Here is a 22,087-nt window from a genome sequence, read left to right as displayed (position 1 = left end):
GGGATGCCGCCTCCTCCTTTCGCGGCCTCGTCGCCCGCCGTGCATCGGCGGGCGAGACAATCGGCCGGGGTCCCTCCCCAGGTGCCGATCTTCGACGGCCGTCCACGGATCGGCCCTCTTCGTCGACGACGGCGACGGCGTCATCCGTACGGTCTTCGGCATGTCCCCGCTCGCACCGGTCCATCCGATCGATCCCGACCTGGTCTCCGCCGCCTGGCGGGATCCGGCGCTGTCGTTCCTGCGCCCATTCCTCGACGACCCCGCCGTCACGGACCTCTTCATCAACGGCGACCGGGGTCTCTTCGTCGACCGGGGCGACGGCGCCGAGCGCGTACCGTCGTGGCGCGCGAGCGAGACCGAGGTGCGTCACGTCGCCGTCCGTCTGATCGCGCTCGGCGGGCGTCATCTCGATGACGCATCGCCGTGCGTCGATGTCCGCCTCGCTCGCGGTGTGCGGGTCCACGCCGTCCTGGCTCCCGTCGCGGCGAGCGGCACGGCGCTGTCGGTGCGCGTACCGCGCTGGGACGCGCCCGATCTGTCGGATCTCGAACGCAGCGGAATGCTCTCCGCGCGCCAACGCGAACGCCTCGAGAGCATGGTGGAACGCCGCGAGAACGTGCTGATCACGGGAGCCACGGGGGCCGGGAAGACGACACTGCTGTCAGCCCTGCTCTCGCACGTGCCGGCCACGCAGCGCATCATCACGGTCGAAGAGGTGGCCGAGCTGCGCCCCGCGCATCCGCACCACGTCGCCCTCGAGGCTCGACAGTCCAACATCGAGGGAACCGGGGGGATACCGCTGGCCCGGCTCGTCCGCGAGGCGCTTCGGATGCGGCCGGACCGATTGGTCGTCGGCGAATGCCGAGGCGAAGAACTTCGAGAGCTCCTCATGGCGCTCAACACCGGTCACGACGGAGGGGCCGGAACCCTGCACGCGAGCGGGCTCACCGACGTCGCGGCCCGACTCGAGGCACTCGGGGCGCTCTCGGGGATGGATGCCGCTGGCACGGCGCGGCAGACGGTCAGCGCGATCGACGCCGTGGTGCACGTCGAGCGGATCGCGGGGCAACGGCGCGTGGTCGGGTGGGGTCGACCCACCTTGCGTGCGGGACGCATCGGCATCGAGCCCGAGCGGTGGGCGTGAGAGCCGGCGCGCGGGTTCGGCCAGACGCCAGCGCGGCCGATCCGATCGAGACGATCATGCGCCTCGCGGTGCTGTTGTCGGCCGGTCTGACCCCCGCGACCGCCTGGGGGCATCTCGCGGACACCGGTGACCCCGTCTGCCGCGCCGCCGCGCGCGCTGCTGCGGTGGGCGACGACGTGGGTGCCGTGCTCGCCGCGGCCGGGGTGTCGTGGACGGACGTCGCCGCGATCTGGTCCGTCGCGGTCCATACGGGCGCACCGCTCGCCGACACCCTCCGAGCCGTGGGCGGCGCCCTCCGCGACGCCACCGAGGTCGCAGCCGACGTGGCCGTCGCCCTCGCGGAGCCCGCAGCCACGGCGAAGCTCCTGAGCTGGTTGCCGCTGCTGGGTGTGCCGATGGGCATGGCTCTCGGATTCGACTCCGTCGGCATCCTCTTCTCGGACCCGGCGGGAATGGTCTGCCTCGCGGTGGGGACCACCCTCATCGTGGTCGCACGGTCGTGGTCGCGTCGGCTCACGCACCGCGCCCGGCCGCCCACGTCGGTTCCCGGGCTCCGCGCGGAACTGTGGGCCGTCGCCCTCTCGGCCGGAGCCTCGGCCGACCGTGTGCGCTCGCTGGTGGACACCGCGCTGCGCGCCCGCTCCTCCGACGGCCCGCTCGATGACGCGGCGGACACGGTCGCGTTCGCCCACCGCGCCGGAGTCCCCGCCGCCGAGCTGCTCCGCGCCGACGCCTGGCTCGCCCGACAGCGCGCACGCACCGCGGGCCGCACCGCGGCGGCACGGTTGTCGACTCGACTGCTGCTCCCCCTGGGGATCTGCACGCTCCCCGCGTTCCTCCTCCTCGCGGTGGCCCCGATGATGCTCGGCATCCTGCGGTCCGGGGCCTTGCCGTGACGTCCACATCGCTCGCCCCTCCCTACCCTTCCCTCACCTCGACACCCCTCGCTCACCTCGACACCCCTCGCTCACCTCGACATCAGGAGTTCCCCATGACCACTGTTCCGAACCCGTTCCGTCCGCAGAGCCCGGCCGCGGGGCTGCCGCCGCTGACGACCGCGCGCGCGGGAGCGCTCTTCCTCGACGACCGCGGTGCGGCGACGGCCGAGTACGCCATCGCGACCATGGCGGCCGTCGCCTTCGCCGGTCTGCTCGTCGTCATCATGCGCAGCGACGAGGTCCGCGGCATCCTCACCGATCTGGTCCGACGAGCGCTCACCGTGCAATGACGCGGCGACTGCTCGACGACCGGGGGGCCGTCACCGCGGAGTTCGCGGTGGCGCTCCCGGCGGTGATCATCGTTCTCGCCCTCGGGGTCGGGGTCCTCGGATCGGCGGCGGCGACCGTGCGTCTGCAGCACGCCGCGTCGGAGGCCGCCCGCCTGCTCGGTCGTGGCGACACCGGCTACCTCACGGGCATCGCCGAGATCGGTGGGACGGCGTCCGTCGAACGCCACGACGGGCTGGTGTGCGTGGCCGCCGTGGCACCCGTTCCGGTGGGGCCGCCGTTGCCCGAGGTCACGGCCCGGGCGTGCGCGCTCGATGGGGGTCGGTGATGGCGGGCAGCGTCTCGGTCGTCGGCGTCGTGGCGACCCTGGTGGCCGTGACCGTATCGCTCGGGCTCGCCGGTGCCGCGGCGATCGAAGCCCAGCGAGTGGCGGGCGTGGCCGACGCGACCGCTCTCGCCGCGGCCGACGCCGCGAGCGGAGCGGTGCCCGGCGTGCCGTGCGAGCAGGCCGCCCGGGTCGCCGCGGCGCACGAGGTCCGTCTGATCCGATGCGATCTGGAGGGCTTGGTCGCCACCATCACCGTCGGCGGGGCGTACGGTGGAATTCCATTCGATGTGCGCTCCCGGGCCGGACCCCCCGACGCGTTCGCCCCGTGAGACCTCCCGGAACCCGGACAGGGAGGCGTGTGTATGGTGTGCATCGACGAAAGGACCCCAGTGGCAAACGGCAAGAAGCTCGTCATCGTCGAGTCCCCGACGAAGATGAAGTCGATCCAGGGATACCTCGGCGACGACTACGAGGTGCTCAGCTCGGTCGGTCACATCCGCGACCTGGCGTCGAAGAAAGAGATCCCGGCCGACAAGAAGGCGGCGTACGGCAAGTACTCCATCGACGTCGAGAACGACTTCGACCCGTTCTACGTCGTGAACGACCGCAAGACCAAGACGGTCGCCGAGCTGAAGCGCGCGCTCAAGGGCGCCGACGAGGTCCTGCTCGCCACTGATGGTGATCGCGAGGGCGAGGCCATCGCGTGGCACCTTCTCGAGGTGCTCAAGCCGAAGGTCCCCGTCCGTCGCATGATCTTCCACGAGATCACCAAGGACGCCATCCGCGACGCCGCGGAGCACACGCGCGACCTCGACGTCTCGCTCGTCGACGCGCAGGAGACGCGTCGCGTGCTCGACCGCCTCTACGGCTGGGACGTCTCGCCCGTGCTGTGGCGCAAGGTCGGTTCCGGCCGCGAGGGCACCGCGCTCAGCGCGGGTCGCGTGCAGTCGGCGGCGACGCGCATGGTCGTCGAGCGCGAACGCGAGCGCATGGCCTTCGTTTCGGCGTCGTACTGGGACGTCGAAGCGCTGGCTTCGCGCTCCGGTTCGTCGTTCACCACGCGTCTGAACCGCCTGGACGGCGCCCCCATCGCGCGCGGCGGCGACTACGACGACCTCGGTCAGCTCAAGAAGGCCGTCGTGGTCCTCGACGAAGCCCGGGCCCGTGCTCTGGCCGACGCCATCACCGCGGCCGGGCGCGCCACCGTCGCCAAGGTCGAGGCGAAGCCGGGCACGCGCAGCCCTCGCGCCCCCTTCACCACCTCCACCCTGCAGCAGGAGGCCGGACGCAAGCTCTCGATGAGCGCCAAGCACGCCATGGGCGTCGCTCAGCGGCTCTACGAGAAGGGCTTCATCACCTATATGCGCACCGACTCGGTCGCCCTCTCTGGTCAGGCAGTCTCGGCCGCACGTGCGCAAGCCGTGGCGCTGTACGGCGACAAGGCCGTACCGGCGAACCCCCGCGTCTACAAGAGCAAGTCGAAGAACGCGCAGGAGGCGCACGAGGCCATCCGCCCCTCGGGCGAGACCTTCCGCACCCCCGCGTCTCTCGCGTCGTCGCTCGACCGCGACGAGCAGAAGCTGTACGACCTCATCTGGAAGCGCACCGTCGCCAGCCAGATGGCGGATGCCAAGTACGAGACGACCACCGTCACCCTCACGGTGGAAGCCGGGGCCCAGGTCGCCGAGTTCACGGCATCCGGAACCGTCTACACCTTCAAGGGCTTCCTCGAGGCGTATGAAGAGGGCGCCGATGAGAAGCGCAACGACGACGACGCCGATCAGTCGCTCCCGGCTGTCGCCGTGGGCGACGAGCTCGCGGTCAGCGACGTGGAGCCCAAGGGCCACAGCACCTCGCCGAAGCCCCGCTACACCGAAGCGAGCCTGGTGAAGGCGCTCGAGGAGAAGGGGATCGGTCGCCCGTCGACCTTCGCCAGCATCATCGGCGTGATCCTCGATCGCGGGTACGTGTCCAAGCGCGGTCAGGCCCTCGTCCCGAGCTGGCTCGCGTTCAGCGTGGTGCGGCTGCTCGAGGAGCACTTCGCCGACCTCGTCGACTACGACTTCACCGCCGCCCTCGAAGACGATCTCGACGCCATCGCGCGCGGCGAGCAGCGCCGCACCGAGTGGCTGAAGTCGTTCTACTTCGGGTCGGACAAGCAGGTCGGCCTGCGCCACATCGTCGACAACCTCGGCGAGATCGACGCCCGCGAGCTGAACTCCACGCGTATCACCGACACCGCCACCCTGCGTTTCGGCAAGTACGGTCCTTACCTCGAGGTCACCGACCCGGCGGCCGATGCCGAGGCGAAGCCCCGGATCGTCAACATCCCCGAAGACCTCGCACCCGACGAACTCACCCCCGCCAAGGCGCAGGAACTCATCGACGCTCCGGTCGCCGGGGACCGGGTGCTGGGGGAGAACGCCGAGAACGGCAAGCTCGTCGTCGTGAAGGACGGTCGCTTCGGCCCCTACGTGCAAGAAGTGGATGCCGAGGAGCCCGAGGAGGTCGACCAGGCCACGGGCGAGGTCGTCGGGCAGCCCAGGAAGCGCGGGGCGAAGAAGGAAGTGGCCCCCAAGCCGCGAACCGCGTCGCTGTTCCGCTCGATGTCCGTCGACACCGTCGACCTCGACACCGCGCTGCAGCTGCTCTCGCTCCCGCGCGTCGTGGGCATTGATCCCGAGACGGGCGTGGAGATCACCGCGCAGAACGGGCGCTTCGGTCCGTACCTGAAGAAGGGGACGGATTCCCGCTCGCTCGACGACGAGAAGCAGATCTTCGACGTCACTCTCGAAGAGGCCCTCGCCAAGTACGCGGAGCCCAAGTACGGAGCCCGCCGGGCGTCGAGCGCGTTGAAGGAATTCGACGCCGACCCCGTCAGTGGCAAGCCGATCAAGCTCAAGGACGGCCGATTCGGCCCGTACGTCACCGACGGCGAGACCAACGCCACGGTGCCCCGTGGTGAGAACGCGTTGGAAATCACCTTCGAGCGCGCGATCGAGCTCATCGCCGACAAGCGGGCGAAGGGTCCGGCTCCCAAGAAGGCGGCCCCGGCGCGCAAGACCGCGGCGACCAAGACGACGGCGGCGAAGACCACGGCGGCGAAGACCACGGCGACCAAGACCACCGCGACGCGGACGACGGCGGCGAAGACCACGGCGGCCAAGACGACGGCGGCCAAGACGACGGCGACGAAGGCGGCGGCGGCGAAGACCGCTGCGACCACGGCCGCCGCGACGCCGGCGACGACCCCGCGCAAGGCGCCGGCGAAGACGTCGTGACCGACGACCTCACCCGGCCGCTGCACGCCCCTCGGGCGGCGGCGGCCGGGGGGCCGGGGCTGTTCGTCACCTTCGAGGGCGGAGACGGCGCGGGCAAGACCACGCAGGCGTCGCTACTCGAGCGCTGGCTGGGGGAGCAGGGGCGTGTGGTCGTCCGCACCCGCGAGCCGGGCGGAACCGATGTCGGCGTACGCATCCGCGACATCGTCCTGCATCACCGCGGCCACATCGACGCCCGTGCAGAGGCGCTGCTCTACGCAGCGGACCGTGCCCATCACATCGCCACGCACGTGCGTCCAGCCGTGGCACGCGGCGACGTGGTCATCCAGGACCGCTACCTCGACTCGTCCGTCGCCTATCAGGGCGCCGGTCGGGTGCTCGACGCCGACGACATCCGCGCGCTGTCGCTGTGGGCCACCGAGGGACTGCTGCCCGATCTGACGGTTCTCCTCGACCTCGACCCGGCCGCCGCGCGCCGCCGTCTCGACGCCGACGACAAGCCCTTCGACCGGCTCGAGGCCGAGAAAGAGGATTTCCACGCCCGCGTGCGCGCCGGCTTCCTCGCCCTCGCCGGGGCCGAACCCCGCCGTTTCCTCGTGCTCGACGCGGAAACGGCGCCCGACGAGCTCGCGGCCCGCGTGCGCGAGGCGGTCGCGGAGCGTCTCGGCTGAGACCCGCTGTCGCCGCTGTGCGGCGCTCCGGCGCCGCGCCGACGTCGAACGCCGACGGGACGTCCGTCATGTCGCCGTCGGACGTCGAGGCGACGTCCGACGGCGATCGACACGCTGCGGCGCGCGCCGAGATCGACGGCGCCGGGGGTGCTCGCCGCCCCGACCGTCGGGGGTTTGCACAGCCGAACGCCAGCGGCGGTGTCGGAGCCCGCGGTTAGGCTGGAGCCCATGTCCGTCGCCCTCGAACCGTCCCCGCAGGCCGTCGGCTCGGCGCCCTTCCCGTGGGACGCCGTGTGGGGGCAAGACGAGGCGGTCGCGTCGCTCCGCGCGGCGGCGTCCACCCCTTCCTCCCTCGCGCATGCCTGGCTCATCACCGGTCCGCCCGGTTCGGGGCGCTCCACCCTCGCTTACGCGTTCGCCGCCGCGCTCATCGCCGACCCGGGCGACGAGCGCGCCCAGCGGCAGGTGCTCGCGCGCACCCACCCGGATCTGACGGCCCTGCGTACGGAGCAGGTCGTGATCCGGATCGACGAGGCCCGCCGCCTCGTCGAGCGCGCGTCGTTCGCGCCGTCGCTCGGCCGGCATCGCGTGATCGTGGTCGAAGACGCCGACCGCATGTCGGAGCGCACGTCGAACGTGCTTCTCAAGGCTCTCGAGGAACCGCCCGAGAAGACCGTCTGGGTGCTCTGTGCGCCGAGCGACGCCGACCTGCTGCCGACCATCCGCTCGCGAGTGCGGGTCCTCCGGCTGCGCGAACCGTCGGTCGCCGATGTGGCGTCGCTGATCGTCGAGCGCACCGGTGTCTCCGCCGAGATCGCCGAGGAGTCGGCTCGCCACGCGCAGCGCCACATCGGCATGGCCCAGCGCCTCGCGACCGACGACGACGCACGTGCGCGCCGCGCCGAGACGCTCGCCGCCGTCCTCGCGGTGCGGGGCATCGGCGACGCCGTCGACGTGGCGGGTCGGATGGTGCGCCTCGCCACCGAGGACGCCAAAGCCCTCACCGCCACCCGAGACGAAGAAGAGCGCCGATCGCTGCTGCGCATCCTCGGTGTCGCCGAGGGGGCCGCCGTGCCGCCGTCGGTGCGCGGCCAGGTCAACGCCCTCGAAGACGACCAGAAACGCCGGGCCACCCGCAGCCTCCGCGACGGCATCGACCGGGTGCTCACCGACCTGCAGTCGCTGTTCCGCGACGTCGTGATGATCCAGTACGGCCGCGAGGGCGATCTCGTCAACAGCGAGCGGATCGACGCCCTGCGCGCCGTCGCGGCCGAGTGGACGCCCTCCCGCACCCTCGGGGTTCTCGATCGCATCTCGGTCACCCGCCGCAACCTCGAACAGAACGCCGCCCCGTTGCTCGCACTGGAAAGCCTCATGATCACCGTCGCGAACGGCTCGGCACCGTGAGCCTGCGCCGACGCATGTCCGCCGTAATCGCGGGGGTGGCGGGTCTGGCTCTCGTGCTGAGCGGGTGTCTCTACGCGCAGATCCCGCCCGTCGCGCCCGACACGGGGCGCTCGCTGGCCCCGCAGACAGACGGCGTCGAGGCGCCACTCCTGCCCTACTACGGTCAGACGCTGACGTGGAGCGATTGCGGCAGCGTCGGCTTCGACTGCACGACGGTCACCGCCCCGCGCGACTACGCCGATCCGTCGGCCGGCGACCTTCAGCTGGCGGTGATCCGCCATCGCGCGACGTCGGGTCAGCCGCTGGGGTCGTTGCTCACCAATCCCGGTGGACCGGGCGTCAGCGGGGTCGACACCGTGCGCGATTCGCTGTCGCTCGTGGCCGACGAGACCCTCACCGCCTCCTACGACGTGATCGGGTTCGACCCGAGGGGCGTCGGGCAGTCGTCCGCCGTGACCTGCTACGACGCGTCCGACATGGATGCCTTCCTCTACGACATCCCGCCGGGAAAGCGGGGGAGCGACGAACGCAACGCCGCGCTCGAGCAGCGGCAGGCCGATTTCGCTCAGGCATGCGAGGCGGGCAGCGACGGCATCCTCCCCTACATCTCGACCGAGAACGCCGCGCGCGACATGGATCTGCTGCGCGCGGTGCTGGGCGATGCGAAGCTCTCCTATCTCGGTTTCTCGTACGGTTCGCTGCTCGGAGCGACCTACGCCGGTCTGTTCCCCGAACGCGTCGGTCGGATGGTGCTCGATGGCGGCATCGATCCGAGCCTGCCCGGCAGCGCGAGCGGCATCGCTCAGGCCGTGGGTTTCGAGAACGCGTTGCGGGCCTTCATGGCCGACTGCCTGACGCGCTCGGATTGCCCGTTCGGGGGTTCCGTCGACGACGCGATGAACGATCTGACCGCGCTGCTCGAGCGGGTCGACGTCCGCCCGCTGACGAACGGCGACGGCCGCAGCCTCGGCGCGGACACACTGGTCACGGCCGTCCTCGCCGCGCTCTATAGCGACCAGAGCTGGCCGTACCTGCGGGTCGCCCTCACCGACGTGCAGAACGGCGACGCGTCCGTCGCCTTCCAACTGGCCGACTTCTACAACGGTCGAGAGAACGGGCAGTACCCGAGCAACACGCTGCAGGCGCTGCGCGCCTACAACTGCGTCGACTACCCCGACGAGGGCGACACCGATGATCCCGCTCTCGAGGCGGAGCTCGCGCAGAAGGCCCCCGTCGTCGCGCCGTACTGGGTCGGGCCCGACCCGTGCGCCGCGTGGCCCGCGCAGCCGACCGGCACCCGCGCCGAGATCACCGCGCCGGGCTCGCCGCCGATCCTCGTCCTCGGCACCACCGGAGACCCGGCCACGCCCTACACCGAGGCGCAGGCGCTCGCAGGGCAGCTCTCGCAGGGCGTGCTCGTCACCTACGTCGGCGAGGGTCACCTTGCCTACAACAAGGGCAACGCGTGCGTGAACGGCGCGGTCGACGACTACCTCGTCGACGGCACCGTGCCCGACACGGGGCTGCGCTGCGAGTAGCGCCCTCACCTACGCTTGGTTCGTCACACCCCGAGGAGACCCCTATGACCGCGCCCACCGCCGACCTGGCGACCTACATCGACCACACCCTGCTCAAGCCCGAGGCCACCCGCGCCGACGTCGAGCGACTCATCGCCGAGGGCGCCGAGCTGGGCACCTACAGCGTCTGCATCTCGCCGTCGTTCCTGCCGGTGGAGGTGCCCGCGGGACTCAAGCTGGCCGTGGTCTGCGGCTTCCCCAGTGGCAAGCACCACGCCGAGATCAAGGCGGCCGAGGCGGCGCTGTCGGTCTCGCAGGGCGCAGACGAGATCGACATGGTCATCGACGTGGGCGCCGCCGTCGAGGGGCGCTACGACCTCGTAGAGGCCGAGATCCGCGCCGTACGCGCCGCCGCCCCGGCCCCCACCGTGCTCAAGGTCATCATCGAGTCGGCGGCGCTGAGCGACGAGGCGATCGTGGCGGTGTGCGAGGCGGCGGTGGCCGCAGGCGCCGACTTCGTCAAGACCTCGACGGGGTTCCACCCGGCCGGCGGCGCGAGTGCGCACGCGGTCGCGTTGATGAAGCGCACGGTCGGCGATCGGGCCGAGGTGAAGGCTTCGGGTGGCGTGCGCACGAGGGACGCCGCCGAGCAGATGATCGCCGCGGGAGCGACGCGTCTGGGCCTGTCGTCGAGCCGCGACATCCTGGCCGACAAGGCCGCGAGCGGAGACTACTGATCGCCACGTCGGGCGTGTGCGTCCGAGGGCCCTGGAGCATGTAAACTCGATGATCGTGCACGCGACAGCGCGCACGTGCCGCCTTAGCTCAGACGGCAGAGCGATTCACTCGTAATGAATAGGTCAAGGGTTCGATTCCCTTAGGCGGCTCCGAAGGCCCCCACCCGCTTCCACCGGGTGGGGGCCTTTTCATGCTCCCTGGCCGTCGCGTGACGCCCACCCCCGAGGGCGCGCCCGGTCGACGAGAAGGCCCCGAGGCCGCCGCCCTCCCGCCCGGGTACGGACGGTTCCGGGGGACCGGCGGGCCGACCGATAGGCTGACAGCCCGCCCCCCACGACGGTCGTGCCCCGTCCGCTACCCGCTGGAGTTCCCCGTGTCGAATGCGATCGACGCCCTCATCGAGATCTTCACGTGGGTGGGCCTGGGCGCGGGGCTGCTGCTCGCCCTCGCCGCGGTTTTCCTCCTGCTCGCCGACGGCACGTGGCTGCCCGCGCGGGCTGTGGTGGAGCGCGTCGGCGAGGGACGGGTCGTGCGGTGGTTCGACCACGACGGCGGCGTGAACGAGGCGGCGCTCTCGGCGCACGACGACGCCAAGGTCGGTTCCGCCGACATGATCGACATCTTCTACCGGCGGGGGAGCGAGCACCGCATGCGCCTGACGCACTTCTCGCCGCTCGTGCGGTTCGTGTCCCTGCTCGCGGCAGGGGTCCTGGCGTTGGGGCTCGTGGCCTTCATCGTCTCCATCGTGATGCTGTTCGTCCGCGGGTGAGAAGTTGACGCGGAACCCATATCGCTAGATAAGCTAGCTATATGTCCGACTCGCCGCGCCCCGCCCTCCGCCGTTCACGGCGCTCCGCCCACGCTCCCCGCGTCTCGCGCTGGCTGCGGATCGGCATCCCGAGCCTGCTCGTGCTGCTGTGGGTGGTGGGCGGGTCGATCGGTGGGCCGTTCTTCGGAAAGGTCGACGAGGTCGCCACCAACGATCAGTCGTCGTTCCTGCCGCAGTCGGCCGACGCCACGCGGGTGAGCGAGCGGTTGACGGACTTCACCGGCGGCGACACCATTCCCGCGATCGTCATGGCCGTCACGGCCGACGGCACCGCCCTCAGCGACTCCCCGGTCGCCTCCCTCCAGACGTTGGCCACCGACATCGCCGGTATCGACGGCGTGGCGGGAGACGCGTCTCCGCCGGTCGTGTCCGACGACGGCCAGGCGGCGCAGATCTTCGTGCCGATCGACAGTTCCGGCGAAGTCCGCGAGGTGGTGGAGCAGGTGCGCGAAGCGGTCGCCGGCGACGTACCCGGCGGTGTCGACGCCTGGGTCACCGGCCCCGCGGGGTTCACCGCCGACCTCGTCAAGGGTTTCCTCGGCATCGACGGTCTTCTGCTGATCGTGGCGCTCGCGGCGGTGTTCGTCATCCTCGTCGTCGTCTACCGCTCGCCGCTGCTGCCGATCCTCGTGCTGCTGACGTCGGTGTTCGCGCTGTGCGTGGCCCTGCTGACGGTGTGGTGGCTCGCCTTCGCCGGCATCGTGGTGCTGAACGGGCAGGTGCAGGGCATCCTGTTCATCCTCGTGATCGGCGCCGCCACCGACTACGCCCTGCTCTACGTCGCGCGGTTCCGCGAGGCGATCGGATCGGGGGAGCGTCGATGGGATGCCACGGTGCGAGCGTGGAGGGGAGCGGTGGAACCCGTCCTCGCCTCGGGGGGAACGGTCATCGCGGGTCTGCTCTGCCTGCTGCTGTCGGACCTCGCGACCAACCGCGCGCTCGGACCGATCGCCTCGATCGGCATCGCGTTCGCGGTGCTCTCCGCCCTCACCTTCCTGCCCGCGCTGCTCGCCCTGTTCGGCCGCGCAGCGTTCTGGCCCTTCGCGCCGAAGCCCGGCGCCGCCTTGCTCCCCGCCGATCTCACCGCACCCGCGAAGGGCCTCTGGCCGCGCCAGGCGCGCTTCGTCGCGCGTCGCGCACGCCCGGTGTGGATCGTCTGCACCCTCGTGCTGCTGGCCGCGTGCGTCGGTGTCACGCAGCTGCGGGCTGACGGCGTGCCCGCCAGCGATCTGGTGCTCGGCGCCTCCGAGGCGCGCGATGGCCAGTCAGCGCTCGCCGAGCACTTCCCGGGCGGCTCGGGCAGCCCCGCCTACGTGCTGGTGCCGGAGGACCGTGCGGCCGAAGCGGTCGCCGTCCTCGAGCAGAGCACGGGGATCGACAGCATCGGCGTGCTCTCGTCCGAGGCGCCCGGCGGCCAGGCGCCCGTCACGATCGCCGACGGCGCTCTGCAGACCACCGCGTTCGGGCCGCCCGGAACCCCCGCCCCCGCGCCGACCGTCTCCGACGGCGACGTGCTGGTGGCGGCGACGCTGGCCGACACCGCCGACTCGGCGGCCGCCGATGACACGGTGCGCGATCTGCGCGCGAGCCTGACCGCCGAGCTCGGCCAGGACACCGCGATCGTCGGCGGGGTGACGGCGACCGACATCGATTCGGTCGACACCTCGATCCGCGACCGCACGCTCATCATCCCGATCGTGCTCGTCGTCATCCTGCTCATCCTGATGGCGCTGCTGCGCTCGGTCGTCGCTCCGCTCATCCTCATCGGAACTGTGATCGTGTCGTTCGGCGCGGCCCTCGGGGTCAGCGCGCTGGTGTTCGACGGCGTCTTCGGCTTCCCCGGCGCCGACCCGTCGGTGCCGTTGTACGGATTCGTCTTCCTCGTCGCCCTGGGCGTGGACTACAACATCTTCCTCATGTCCCGCGTGAGGGAGGAGTCCCTCGCGCACGGGACACGGCCCGGCATCCTGCGCGGTCTCGTCGCCACCGGCGGCGTCATCACGTCGGCGGGCCTCGTGCTGGCCGCGACCTTCGCCGCGCTCGGTGTCATCCCCATCCTGTTCCTCGCGCAGATCGCGTTCATCGTCGCCTTCGGCGTGCTGCTCGACACCTTCGTCGTGCGCTCGCTGCTCGTGCCGGCGCTGGCCTACGACCTCGGCCGCCGGATCTGGTGGCCGTCGGAGCTGGGGCGGAGGGATGCCGACGCCGTGGGTCGCGGCATCGCGGGGCCGGGCGCGGACGGACGGCGCGCGCGTAGGCTCGACGCATGACCCGTGCCCTGTTCATCGTCGACGTGCAGAACGACTTCACCGAGCGCGGCGCCCTCGGTGTCGAGGGCGGCGACGCGGTCGCCGAGCGCATCTCGCGCTACCTCGACGCCCACGCCGACGAGTACGCGCTCGTCGTCGCCTCTCGCGACTGGCACAACGGTGACGACGACAACGGTGGGCACTTCTCGACCGAACCCGATTTCGTCGACACGTGGCCGGTCCACTGCGTCGGCGGCACGTACGGCGCCGCCTACGACGACGTCTTCGACACCACGCGCGTCACCCACCACCTCAAGAAGGGGCAGGGCAAGCCCGCCTACTCGCTCTTCGAGGGCGTGTCCGACGACGGAGAGACCGCGGCCGGGATCCTCGACGCCCACGGCATCCGCGACATCGACGTCGTCGGTATCGCCACCGATTACTGCGTGCGGGCGTCCGCTCTCGACGCGCTGGCAGCCGGACGCCGAGTGCGCGTGCTCACCGACCTCGTCGCGGGCGTGCACCCCGTCTCGAGTGAGGCCGCGCTGACCGAGATCGCCGCCGCGGGCGCAGAGCTCGCCGTGTCCGAGGACTGAGCCCCGGTCAGCACGACAGCGTGTCGTCGGAGCGGGGGATCGTGATCGTCACGGTCGTCCCCTCTCCCGGCACGCTGGTGATGCGCAGGATGCCGCCGTGCTCGCCGACGGTGCGCTGCGCGGTCGCCAGGCCGCTTCCCCGACCGCCGTCCTCCTCGGCGCCGGATCGACCGCGACGGCCGTCCAGCAGGATCGCGGCCAGATCGTCGGAGGGGATGCCGCGGCCCCGATCGTGCACGCGGACGGCGGCGCCCTCGTCGGTCTCGTAGGCGTCGACGTCGATGACGTCGTCGGAGTACTTGGCGGCGTTCTCGAGCACGTGCGCGACCGCGTTTCGAAGTCCCCGTACGTCGGCGCAGACGGGCACGGCATCCATCCGTCCGAACACGACGCGGCCGTGGGTGTCGCCGGGGAGCACGACCGAGACCGCGTCGCGCACGACCACGGCGAAGGTCTCGCTCCGCCGGCCCTGCCGAGCGCGGGTGTCGGCGACGCCCCCGATCGTCTCGGCCACCGTGAGGATGCGATCGCCGGCCTCCGCCGCGAGCCGCAGGATTCGGTGGTCGGGCCCGAGCTCTTCGGCGAGTTGCGCGAGGTGTTCGCGCAGCTCCGTCGCGGGGGAGAGCAGATCGCCCGCGAGGGAACGCCGTGCGGCGGCGCGGTCGTCGGACGCCCGCTTCTCGCTCGTCAGGTCGCGCACGATCTTCACGAACCCCAGCACCTGGCCCTGGTCGTTGCGGATCGCCGAGATGGTCACACGCGCCCAGAACTCGCTGCCGTCGTTGCGGACCCGCCAGCCCGTGTCCTCGACGTGTCCGTCGCGCTGAGCCGCGGCGAGCAGCTGATCCGGGATGCCGCGGCGACGGGCGTCCTCGCGATAGAACTGCGAGAAATGGCATCCGATGATCTGTTCTTCGGTGTAGCCCTTGATGCGTTCGGCGCCCAGGTTCCACCCCCGCACGAAACCGCCGCTGTCGAGTTTGACGATGGCGAACAGGTCGACCTGTTCATCCCAGTCGCGCGGGATCGAGCGACGGATGCTCGTCAGGGTGTGCGGGCCGCGGTCGTCGGGTCCTGCCGGCGGCTCGCCGCCGGGGATGACGCTCATGCGCGCGCGCCGGGGACGGGGAGCGCACGGGCGTAAGGCATGAGGAGATCATGCCCGAGAGGGCACCGCGTGCGACAGCGATTGACACCGTGGCACCGGTGCGCGTGCGCCCCGTTACGACGAGACGGTCACCAGCGTGCGCTGCCAGCCGCTCGATCCGTCGGGCGCGATGGGAGCCTGATCCTGGATCTGCAGGTTGCCCTGCTTGTCGGTGGCGCGCACCGCGATGTAGTGCGATCCGGGGTCGGCGTTCCAGTCCAGCTTCCACTGCACCCACGACTGGTCGTTGATCGGGGTGGACAGCTGCGTCTCCTGCCAGTCGCCGTCGTCGATGCTGACCTCGACCTTCGCGACACCCACGGGCTGCGCCCATGCCATGCCGGCGATGACGATCGCACCGGAAGCGACCGGCGCACCGATCTTGGGGGTGTCGACGCGCGAGGACATCTTGATGGGGGCCTCGGCCGAGTAGCCGCGCGGGGTCCAGTACGCCTCGTCGCGATCGAAGCGCGTCACGGTGAGCTTGGTGACCCACTTCGTCGCCGACACGTAGCCGTAAAGGCCCGGGACGACCATGCGCACGGGGAACCCGTGGTCGAACGGCAGGGGGTCGCCGTTCATGGCGACCGCGAAGATGGCGTCCAGGTTGTCGTCGGTCAGCGCCGACAGGGGAGTGGATGCCGTGTAGCCGTCGACACTCTCCGACAGCACCATGTCGGCGTCGGCCTGAACGCCCGCCATGCGCAGTACGTCGCGGATCGGGACACCGGTCCAGATGGCGTTGCCGACCAGGCCGCCGCCGACCTCGTTCGAGACGCAGGTGAGGGTCACGCCGTACTCGTCGAGGCCCATCCCCACCAGCTGGTCGAAGCTCAGCTCGATCGGGTTGTCGACCATCCCGTCGATCGACAGGCTCCACGTGGTCGGGTCGACGTTGGGAACGCTCAGAGCGGTGTCGACGCGGTAGAAGTCGTCGTTGGGCGTGATGATCGGCGTGAGGCCGTCGATCTGCCAGCTCGCCCCGTCGGGCACCGTGACGGTCGTGCGCGCCGCGGGGAGTCGCAACGCGTCGCGCGCCGCAGCGACCGAGGAGGTGGTGGCGTTGAGGATGCGGGAACCGACGCCGACGATGACGGCGCCGGCGGTCGTGATGCCCGTGAAGAGGAGGAACTGACGGCGGTTCGTGCCGGCGACCCGCGCGTCGTCCTCGCGGACCGCGGCGACCCACCGCTTCAGGCGCGCGACGGCGAAGACGAGGACGAAGATCCCGGCGATCGTGCCGAGGACCGGGGGCAGCCACGCGAGGGCTCCGGCCCCCGTGCGGGTGATGATGGCGGCGGTGGCGAGGACTCCGCCGATGCCGATGAGCACCGCGCCGACCGGACGGAACCGGTACTGTGCGATGCCGGCGACGGCCGCGGCGACGGCCGCACCCACGCCGACGCCCGCCAGGAGTGCGATCTTGTCGGTCTCCCCGAACAGCGTGATCGCGAGCTCCTTCAACGGACGCGGCACGATGTCGACGATGAACGAGCCGACCGCCAGCACCGGGCTGGCCGAGCGTGCGACGAGCGCGGCGAACAGCTCCGCGACGGCGAGGAGGACGGCGGCCGACGCGATGCCGGCGAAAGCCGCCCAGATCCAGGCGTGGGGGCGGCGCACTCGAGCCGTTCGGTCGGTGCGCGCCGCGGTGTCGGTGGTCATTTCATCCTCGTTCCCGGGTGCCACGCATGCGCGACCCCGCCTCATCTCTTGTTCGGAGCGGAGGGGTGATCGGATGCCGCGGTCGCACGGTGCCCGGCGCCCGGTGCCGGCCGCCGGACGCCCGACCCCGGCCCCCGCGCCCGCCCCACGCCACTGCCGCGCGCCGACGCCCCACCCGCGCGCCCCGGCGCCGCACCTCGCCGTCGGCGCGCGGGCCTCAGCGCGGTGGGCCGGTGTGCGGGGTCCGCGCCGCGCGGGCGGGGGCGAGGGCGAAGGCCACGACCCCCGACACGATGAGCACGAGCGCGACTCCGAGTCCGGCCGTGAGCGGTTCGCCGAGGAGGGGGATGGCGACGACGGCGGTGAGGACGGGGCTGAGGGCGCCGGCCGCCGCCGTGATGCTGCTCCCGAGGTTCTTCACCGCAACGACGTAGCACGCGGTCGACAGCAGCCCGGTGCCCACGCCCTGCACGAGGGCGTACGCGCCCCACGCGGGCACGTCGACGGTGCCGCTGAACAGCTGCGAGGGCAGCGCCCCCGCCGCGGCCAGCACGAGTGCCAAGAGGAGTGAGGTGAAGGAGACGAGGGCGATGACCCCGAGCGGGTCGAGGCGCGTACGCGAAAGACCGATCGTGTACGCCGCCCAGACGAACCCCGCCGCCATCAGTACGGCGATCCCGCCCGGACCCGCGGGCCCGCCGGTGAGGGTGGCGCTGGCGGCGACGCCCGCGACGATGGCTCCGAGGGCGACCAGACGGCGGCGGGAGATCGGCGCGCGGAAGGCGAGCAAGAGCAGCACCGTGACGAAGAGGGGCACGGTACCGGGTACCAGCAACCCGGTCAGCGCCGCGGAGGTCAGGTGCGCCCCCCAGGCGAAGAGCAGGAAGTGGGGGAGTCCCGCGAGCAGCACGAGCGCGATCACGCCCGCACGCTCGCCGCGCAGACGCCGGAGCGTCCGGGGGATCCAGGGAGCGAGGGCGATCGCGGGCACACCGAAGCGCACGATCGCGGCATCCCCCATGCTCATCCCCGCCGTCTCGAGCGCGCGCGTCGACAGCGCGAAGGACGACCACAGGCAGACGACGGCGGCGAGGGCGAGGACGCCGATGATCGAACGTCGCGACACCGCAGTGGGGCGCGGAAGGGCGAACGTCGTCACCCTGCGAGCGTAGAAAGATCGGCGCGGCACACGATTGCGGATATTGCGGCGAGACCTGCTCGATTGGCAGAATCTGCTACATGAACGCTCTCGACGCTATCGACCGACTCATCCTCGCCGAGCTGCAGAGCGACGGTCGGCTCACGAATCAGGAGCTGGCCGATCGCGTCGGGCTCTCGCCCTCGCCGTGTCTGCGCCGCGTCCGACGCCTCGAGGACGCGGGTGTGATCTCGGGCTACCGCGCGGTGGTGTCGCCGAAGGCGGTAGACCTCGAGATCACCGCCTTCGTGCGGCTGCGCCTGGCCTCGCACGAGGGCTCGACCGTCGACGCGGTGGAGGAGCGGTTGCGCGCCATCCCCTGGATTGTCGAGGCGCATCTGCTCGCCGGCGATTGGGACTACCTGGTCCGCGTCGTGACCCCCGGCTTCGACGAGTACGAGCGTCTGCTGCGCGAGCACCTCCGAGCGATTCCCTCGCTGTCGTCGATCGACACCACGTTCGCCTTCGGGGTGACCAAACCCCTGTCGCCGCTGCCGATCCACCGCGACGTGGCGGTCCGCGCGCCCTGACATCGCCCCGCCGCCGGACGGGGCTCCCGGCGCGCGGTTCCTCTCCGGACCGCCCCGAAGCCCGTGGCCGGGTCGACCCTTACTCCGGGAGGAAGGCGACCGGCAGGTCGGAGAGGGGGAGGGACGACCGGGCGATCGCCGCTTCGACCGCCGCGTGGTGCTGCTCGGGCGCGGCCACCTGCACCTTGTCGACGCCGTCCATCTGCGTGTCACCCGAGGCAGCGCCGAAGTACGAGACCTCGTAATCCGCGATCAGGAGGGTGAGGAGTTCTTCGTAGGCCGGTCCTTCACCGGGGCCGACGGTCACGCCGAGTCGACTCCCCGCCACCTCCACCTGTCCCCGTGGGGCGAGACCCGCCGCGTCTCGCACGGCCTCGGCGTGCGCGACGAGCGGGACGAGGCCCTCGAAGACGTCCTCCATCGTGTTCAACGTGAACATCCCGCTGTCCATCAGCGCCGCCTGCACCGGGAGTCCCGGGGCGACGCGGTCGATCTCCGCGACGACGGGAACCGGATCGAAGCCGATCTCGAGGCACCCGGGCGCGGGGTCGGAGAAGAGCGAAACGCGTGTCTCGGATGCGGTGTCGACCTCGATCGCCCACGACACGGCACCCGGGTACGTGCTCTCGCACGCACGATCCAGCAGGTCGGGGAGCGCGTCGGCACGGACCGTCACCGAGATGTATGACGCCGGGTCCGAGAACGTGGGTGCCTCCACCCACCTCTCGCTGTACACGATCTCGACGCCCTCGACCGATGCGATCTCGGATCGCGCGGCGTCGAACTCGGCGCTCGGGCGACCGAATCGCGTCTCGTCGACCATCAGGCCGTAGAAGAGCACTCCCGCCCCGACCAGAACGACGACACCGACCACCGCCGCCCCGATGCCGATCCGTGCCCCCGACGACTTCGGCATCCGCGGTCCCCCTCGCGCTCCGGTGGCCTCAGGCTAGGAGACCGCGGTGAACGCGAGGGGAACACCCGTCGGTCAGCGCCGCGCGCGACGCTGCTTGGCGATCTTGGCCACCACCCGGCGACGCACCTTCTGCACCTTCGGGTCGTTCCACACCCGGTAGGCGACGGTGCCCGCGGCGACCGCGCGTCCGATCGCCGTGCGTGCCAGCACCGCCCCGGCGAGTCCCACTGCTCCGGTTCCGATCCAACGTCCGACACCCATGGCGCCTCCTTCTGTCGCGTCTGGAGACTCCAGCAGACAGGATCGGACGACGGATGCCGGCACGCTTGCGCCTCACCGCCGGGTGTGCTGCGACGCCGGCTCAGGCGATGCGCTCGCCCACCCCGGCCGCGAACGGCTCGAGGGCTGCCACGACGTCGTCGGACAGGGGCGTCGAGCTCGCCGAGACCGCGTCGTCGATCTGGCTCGTGCGCGAGGCGCCGATGATCGCGGTGGTGACGACCGGGTCGCGCAGCACCCAGGCGACGGCGAGCTGGGGGATCGAGAGCCCCGCCTCACGGGCGACGCCGTCGATGCCGCGGATGCGTTCGAGGTAGTCGTCGGTGAGCGCCGAGGCGTCGAGGAACCGGCTGTCGGCGGCGCGGGAGTCGGCGGGCACGGTCCCGTCGAGGTACTTCGCGGTGAGCAGACCCTGCGCGAGCGGAGAGAACACGGCGCTGCCCACGGCGAGCTCGCGCAGCGTCGGGAACAGGTCCGCTTCCGGTGTGCGGTCGAACAGCGAGTAGCGCGGTTGGTGGATGAACAGGCGCACGCCCTCGGCGGCCAGCAGCTCGTGCGCACGACGGGTGAGGTCGGCGGGGTAGTTGGAGATGCCGGCGTAGAGGGCCTTGCCGCTGCGCACGATGTCGGCGAGGGCGTGCACGGTCTCTTCGATCGGCGTGTCGGGATCGACGCGGTGCGAGTAGAACACGTCGACATGATCGGTGCGCATGCGCGTCAGGCTCTGCTCGAGCGAGCGCACGAGGTACTTGCGCGACCCGCCGTCGCCGTAGGGGCCGGGCCACATGTCGTACCCGGCCTTGGTCGAGAGGAACAGCTCGTCGCGATAGCGGCGCAGGTCGCTGTCGAGGACGGTTCCGAAGGTCGACTCCGCCGCCCCGTAGGGCGGACCGTAGTTGTTGGCGAGGTCGATGTGCACGACGCCCCGGTCGAACGCGTGGCGCAGGATCTCGCGCTGCGTGTCGAGCGCACGCGCGCTGCCGAAGTTCTGCCACAGACCGAGGGAGATGCGGGGGAGCGGGATACCGCTGGAGCCTGCGCGCAGGAACGGCACGTCGTCGTATCGGGTGGCGGCGGCATCGAACGGCGAGGTCAGGCGGGGGTCATCGGCGTCGATGGGCATGGTGCTCCTCGAAGGGCGTAGGCGGGATGCCTCGACTCTGCCATGCCCGCCCTGTTCCGCGCGCGCCCGAGCGTGCCGTGGACCAGGACGCCGCGGCATCCCGTCGACCGCGGACGCGGAGCGGGACGGCATCCTGGTCCGTGGACGCGGAGCGCGAACCCGGCCCGGATGCCGTGGCATCCCGCACCCGCTCCGATCGAGGCGGGGGTCAGGACGCGCCGGCCAGCTCCTCGCGCAGCAGCTGCGCCCCCGCGGAGAGCGCGCTGATCTTGTCGAACGCGACCTGTCGGGGCAACGGCGCCATGCCGCAGTTGGAGCTGGGGATGAGGTTCTCGGCGTCGACGAATCGCAGCGCGCGGCGCAGGGTCTCGGCGACCTCTTCGGGCGTCTCGATGCGCTCGCTGGCGACATCGAGGGCGCCGAGCATGATCTTCTTGCCGCGGATGAGCTCGATCAGGTCGATCGGAACGTTCGAGCGGTGGCTCTCGAGCGAGACGATGTCGAGGGTGGAGCGCTGCAGCAGCGGGAACGACTCCTCGTACTGGCGCCACTCCGACCCGAGCGTGGCCTTCCAGTCGGTGTTCGCCTTGATCCCGTAGCCGTAGCAGATGTGCACGGCCGTCTGGGCGTTCAGGCCCTCCGCCGCGCGCTCGAGGGCGGCGACCCCCCAGTCCTTCATCTCGTCGAAGAAGACGTTGAAGGCGGGCTCGTCGAACTGGATGATGTCGACCCCGGCGGCCTCGAGCTCTCGCGCCTCCTGGTTGAGAATCGTGGCGAACTCCCACGCGAGCTTCTCGCGGCTGCGGTAGTGGCGGTCGGCGAGCGTGTCGATCATCGTCATCGGGCCGGGCAGCGCCCACTTGATGGGCCGATCGGTCTGCGCGCGCAGGAACGCGGCGTCCTCCACGAAGACGGGACCCCGACGACTGACGGCACCGACGACGGTCGGCACGCTCGCGTCGTAGCGGTCGCGGATGCGGACCGTCTCGCGGTGTTCGAAATCGACGCCCTCGAGGTGCTCGATGAAGGTCGTGACGAAGTGCTGACGGGTCTGCTCGCCGTCGCTGATGATGTCGAGGCCGCGGCGCTCCTGCTCCTGGACCGCGGAACGCAGGGCGTCGTGCTTGCCCTCGACGAGGACGTCGCCCTCGAGCTCCCAGGGCGACCACAGCACCTCGGGCTTCGCGAGCCACGCGGGCTTGGGGAGGCTTCCGACGGTCGAGGTGGGCAGGAGCGTCGACAC

General features: G+C 71.3%; 21 protein-coding genes and 1 tRNA gene. 15 read left to right on the top strand and 7 right to left on the bottom strand.

Annotation, left to right across the window (positions count from 1 at the left end):
* Positions 1–160: 160 nt before the first annotated feature.
* The 14 genes from QRO03_RS02985 to QRO03_RS02920 all read left to right on the top strand — a co-directional run bounded on the left by QRO03_RS02985 (position 161) and on the right by QRO03_RS02920 (position 13,986).
* A complete protein-coding gene (locus QRO03_RS02985; RefSeq protein WP_285136035.1) occupies positions 161–1,144 on the top strand; it encodes a TadA family conjugal transfer-associated ATPase in 984 nt (327 codons plus the stop codon).
* Between the two features lie 56 nt (positions 1,145–1,200).
* Positions 1,201–2,040: a type II secretion system F family protein gene (locus QRO03_RS02980; protein ID WP_285136034.1), complete on the top strand. Its 840-nt coding sequence runs from the start codon at positions 1,201–1,203 to the stop codon at positions 2,038–2,040.
* A gap of 95 nt (positions 2,041–2,135) precedes the next feature.
* Entirely contained in the window at positions 2,136–2,372 is a 237-nt protein-coding gene (locus QRO03_RS02975; RefSeq protein ID WP_285136033.1) for a DUF4244 domain-containing protein, read from the top strand.
* On the top strand, positions 2,369–2,698 hold the full coding sequence (locus tag QRO03_RS02970; RefSeq protein ID WP_285136032.1) for a TadE family type IV pilus minor pilin: 330 nt from the start codon (positions 2,369–2,371) through the stop codon (positions 2,696–2,698). The genes QRO03_RS02975 and QRO03_RS02970 overlap by 4 nt, the downstream gene beginning before the upstream one ends.
* Positions 2,698–3,027 carry an Rv3654c family TadE-like protein gene (locus tag QRO03_RS02965; RefSeq protein WP_285136031.1) on the top strand — a complete coding sequence of 110 codons (330 nt, stop codon included), beginning with the start codon at positions 2,698–2,700 and terminating at the stop codon, positions 3,025–3,027. The genes QRO03_RS02970 and QRO03_RS02965 overlap by 1 nt, the downstream gene beginning before the upstream one ends.
* Positions 3,028–3,087: 60 nt before the next feature.
* On the top strand, positions 3,088–5,979 hold the full coding sequence (gene topA / locus QRO03_RS02960; protein WP_285136030.1) for a type I DNA topoisomerase: 2,892 nt from the start codon (positions 3,088–3,090) through the stop codon (positions 5,977–5,979).
* Positions 5,976–6,650, top strand: a complete 675-nt coding sequence (tmk, locus tag QRO03_RS02955) for a dTMP kinase (RefSeq protein WP_285136029.1) — start codon at positions 5,976–5,978, stop codon at positions 6,648–6,650. The genes topA and tmk overlap by 4 nt, the downstream gene beginning before the upstream one ends.
* Positions 6,651–6,878: 228 nt before the next feature.
* Entirely contained in the window at positions 6,879–8,057 is a 1,179-nt protein-coding gene (locus QRO03_RS02950) for a DNA polymerase III subunit delta' (protein ID WP_285136028.1), read from the top strand.
* Between the two features lie 14 nt (positions 8,058–8,071).
* Positions 8,072–9,595, top strand: a complete 1,524-nt coding sequence (locus tag QRO03_RS02945) for an alpha/beta hydrolase (protein WP_285136027.1) — start codon at positions 8,072–8,074, stop codon at positions 9,593–9,595.
* Positions 9,596–9,639: 44 nt separating this feature from the next.
* The gene (gene deoC, locus QRO03_RS02940; RefSeq protein ID WP_285136026.1) at positions 9,640–10,311 is read left to right on the top strand and encodes a deoxyribose-phosphate aldolase; all 672 of its coding nucleotides are present in this window, start codon (positions 9,640–9,642) and stop codon (positions 10,309–10,311) included.
* A 77-nt stretch (positions 10,312–10,388) separates the two neighbouring features.
* Positions 10,389–10,461 (top strand) — tRNA-Thr (locus QRO03_RS02935).
* A 224-nt stretch (positions 10,462–10,685) separates the two neighbouring features.
* On the top strand, positions 10,686–11,081 hold the full coding sequence (locus QRO03_RS02930) for a hypothetical protein (protein ID WP_285136025.1): 396 nt from the start codon (positions 10,686–10,688) through the stop codon (positions 11,079–11,081).
* Positions 11,082–11,122: 41 nt separating this feature from the next.
* Positions 11,123–13,411 (top strand): MMPL family transporter, encoded by a 2,289-nt coding sequence (locus tag QRO03_RS02925; RefSeq protein WP_285136024.1) that lies wholly within the window; start codon positions 11,123–11,125, stop codon positions 13,409–13,411.
* Positions 13,408–13,986, top strand: coding sequence for an isochorismatase family protein (locus QRO03_RS02920; protein WP_285136023.1), 579 nt, complete (start codon positions 13,408–13,410; stop codon positions 13,984–13,986). The genes QRO03_RS02925 and QRO03_RS02920 overlap by 4 nt, the downstream gene beginning before the upstream one ends.
* A gap of 7 nt (positions 13,987–13,993) precedes the next feature.
* Here QRO03_RS02920 and QRO03_RS02915 read toward each other — a convergent pair whose 3' ends face one another.
* The 3 genes from QRO03_RS02915 to QRO03_RS02905 all read right to left on the bottom strand — a co-directional run bounded on the left by QRO03_RS02915 (position 13,994) and on the right by QRO03_RS02905 (position 17,957).
* The gene (locus QRO03_RS02915; RefSeq protein ID WP_285136022.1) at positions 13,994–15,094 is read right to left on the bottom strand and encodes an ATP-binding protein; all 1,101 of its coding nucleotides are present in this window, start codon (positions 15,092–15,094) and stop codon (positions 13,994–13,996) included.
* Positions 15,095–15,208: 114 nt separating this feature from the next.
* Positions 15,209–16,798: a molybdopterin-dependent oxidoreductase gene (locus QRO03_RS02910; protein WP_285136021.1), complete on the bottom strand. Its 1,590-nt coding sequence runs from the start codon at positions 16,796–16,798 to the stop codon at positions 15,209–15,211.
* 217 nt (positions 16,799–17,015) lie between these two features.
* The gene (locus QRO03_RS02905; protein WP_285136020.1) at positions 17,016–17,957 is read right to left on the bottom strand and encodes a DMT family transporter; all 942 of its coding nucleotides are present in this window, start codon (positions 17,955–17,957) and stop codon (positions 17,016–17,018) included.
* Between the two features lie 80 nt (positions 17,958–18,037).
* Here QRO03_RS02905 and QRO03_RS02900 point away from each other — a divergent pair, with 80 nt between their 5' ends.
* On the top strand, positions 18,038–18,526 hold the full coding sequence (locus QRO03_RS02900) for an Lrp/AsnC family transcriptional regulator (RefSeq protein ID WP_285136019.1): 489 nt from the start codon (positions 18,038–18,040) through the stop codon (positions 18,524–18,526).
* A 79-nt stretch (positions 18,527–18,605) separates the two neighbouring features.
* Here QRO03_RS02900 and QRO03_RS02895 read toward each other — a convergent pair whose 3' ends face one another.
* The 4 genes from QRO03_RS02895 to QRO03_RS02880 all read right to left on the bottom strand — a co-directional run bounded on the left by QRO03_RS02895 (position 18,606) and on the right by QRO03_RS02880 (position 22,087).
* On the bottom strand, positions 18,606–19,442 hold the full coding sequence (locus tag QRO03_RS02895; RefSeq protein ID WP_285136018.1) for a hypothetical protein: 837 nt from the start codon (positions 19,440–19,442) through the stop codon (positions 18,606–18,608).
* A 72-nt stretch (positions 19,443–19,514) separates the two neighbouring features.
* Positions 19,515–19,703: a hypothetical protein gene (locus QRO03_RS02890; RefSeq protein WP_285136017.1), complete on the bottom strand. Its 189-nt coding sequence runs from the start codon at positions 19,701–19,703 to the stop codon at positions 19,515–19,517.
* Positions 19,704–19,803: 100 nt separating this feature from the next.
* Positions 19,804–20,844, bottom strand: a complete 1,041-nt coding sequence (locus QRO03_RS02885) for an aldo/keto reductase (protein ID WP_285136016.1) — start codon at positions 20,842–20,844, stop codon at positions 19,804–19,806.
* A 208-nt stretch (positions 20,845–21,052) separates the two neighbouring features.
* Positions 21,053–22,087 carry a methionine synthase gene (locus QRO03_RS02880; RefSeq protein WP_285136015.1) on the bottom strand — a complete coding sequence of 345 codons (1,035 nt, stop codon included), beginning with the start codon at positions 22,085–22,087 and terminating at the stop codon, positions 21,053–21,055.

The organism is Microbacterium sp. lyk4-40-TSB-66 (genome assembly GCF_030209475.1).
GTDB lineage: Bacteria > Actinomycetota > Actinomycetes > Actinomycetales > Microbacteriaceae > Microbacterium.
This window is presented reverse-complemented; position numbering and strand designations above follow the sequence as displayed.

Bases quoted from the DNA above. Each gene is read 5' to 3' on its own strand.
- QRO03_RS02985 (WP_285136035.1), top strand. From the start codon at position 161: ATGTCCCCGCTCGCACCGGTCCATCCGATCGATCCCGACCTGGTCTCC.
- QRO03_RS02980 (WP_285136034.1), top strand. From the start codon at position 1,201: ATGCGCCTCGCGGTGCTGTTGTCGGCCGGTCTGACCCCCGCGACCGCC.
- QRO03_RS02975 (WP_285136033.1), top strand. From the start codon at position 2,136: ATGACCACTGTTCCGAACCCGTTCCGTCCGCAGAGCCCGGCCGCGGGG.
- QRO03_RS02970 (WP_285136032.1), top strand. From the start codon at position 2,369: ATGACGCGGCGACTGCTCGACGACCGGGGGGCCGTCACCGCGGAGTTC.
- QRO03_RS02965 (WP_285136031.1), top strand. From the start codon at position 2,698: ATGGCGGGCAGCGTCTCGGTCGTCGGCGTCGTGGCGACCCTGGTGGCC.
- QRO03_RS02950 (WP_285136028.1), top strand. From the start codon at position 6,879: ATGTCCGTCGCCCTCGAACCGTCCCCGCAGGCCGTCGGCTCGGCGCCC.
- QRO03_RS02945 (WP_285136027.1), top strand. From the start codon at position 8,072: ATGTCCGCCGTAATCGCGGGGGTGGCGGGTCTGGCTCTCGTGCTGAGC.
- deoC (WP_285136026.1), top strand. From the start codon at position 9,640: ATGACCGCGCCCACCGCCGACCTGGCGACCTACATCGACCACACCCTG.
- QRO03_RS02925 (WP_285136024.1), top strand. From the start codon at position 11,123: ATGTCCGACTCGCCGCGCCCCGCCCTCCGCCGTTCACGGCGCTCCGCC.
- QRO03_RS02920 (WP_285136023.1), top strand. From the start codon at position 13,408: ATGACCCGTGCCCTGTTCATCGTCGACGTGCAGAACGACTTCACCGAG.
- QRO03_RS02915 (WP_285136022.1), bottom strand. From the start codon at position 15,094: ATGAGCGTCATCCCCGGCGGCGAGCCGCCGGCAGGACCCGACGACCGC.
- QRO03_RS02910 (WP_285136021.1), bottom strand. From the start codon at position 16,798: ATGACCACCGACACCGCGGCGCGCACCGACCGAACGGCTCGAGTGCGC.
- QRO03_RS02900 (WP_285136019.1), top strand. From the start codon at position 18,038: ATGAACGCTCTCGACGCTATCGACCGACTCATCCTCGCCGAGCTGCAG.
- QRO03_RS02895 (WP_285136018.1), bottom strand. From the start codon at position 19,442: ATGCCGAAGTCGTCGGGGGCACGGATCGGCATCGGGGCGGCGGTGGTC.
- QRO03_RS02890 (WP_285136017.1), bottom strand. From the start codon at position 19,703: ATGGGTGTCGGACGTTGGATCGGAACCGGAGCAGTGGGACTCGCCGGG.
- QRO03_RS02885 (WP_285136016.1), bottom strand. From the start codon at position 20,844: ATGCCCATCGACGCCGATGACCCCCGCCTGACCTCGCCGTTCGATGCC.